This window comes from Xenorhabdus santafensis (assembly GCF_033949405.1).
In the GTDB taxonomy this organism is placed as follows: domain Bacteria; phylum Pseudomonadota; class Gammaproteobacteria; order Enterobacterales; family Enterobacteriaceae; genus Xenorhabdus; species Xenorhabdus santafensis.
Genome location: NZ_VCDN01000189.1, coordinates 1 through 643, shown reverse-complemented (window position 1 = coordinate 643; position 643 = coordinate 1). Strand labels below are relative to the sequence as shown.

The following is a 643-nucleotide window of genomic DNA, read 5'->3' as shown; positions in this document are numbered from 1 at the left end:
TGCTGTCTTCATTGTCAGCCGCCAATACGTTTGTCGCCGGCGTAAAGACTGACCCTTTGGTATCCACAATTTCTGCCAGAGACTGACCAAAGACCACCTGAGTCGGTTTCAACTCTTTGCCATCAACCACTGGCGTGATTTTCAGCGTGCCTTTTTTCTTGCCGGCAATGATCTTGGCTTTGTAAATCCCACTGCCGGCCGGGTCTTCCTTGATATCAGTGAGACGCGGATCGGGGGTTTCTCCGTACAGCTCACTCTTATCTTCCGTCAATTTGATTTTGTCGACCGCGCCGGTAATCGGCTTACCCTCTTTGTCGATCAGTTTCAGGACGATATCGGTCTCTTCATTTTCCTTGTTCAGTATGCCGTTATCCGGTTTAAATTCGGTCTTGTCCGGATTTATCATGTTGGCCAGCGAATCACCGAAATCAATCACGGTTGATGGCAATTCATGCCCGTCAACAGTCGGCTTGATTGTCCACTTGCCGTGCTTGGTACCTGCGGTGGCCGTGACTTCATAGATACCACTGCCTTCCGGCACTTCCTTAATTTCAGTGCCCAATACCGGGTCTTTGCCGTCGCCGGTCAGTTTGGATTTATCATCCGTCAGGGAAATACTGCCCGCGGCGCCGCTGACCGGTTT

Annotated in this window: 1 pseudogene; it reads right to left on the bottom strand. The window is 51.0% G+C overall.

The window, feature by feature from the left end:
* Window positions 1-643, bottom strand: a pseudogene (locus FE392_RS19790) (invasin domain 3-containing protein); the annotation flags it as partial.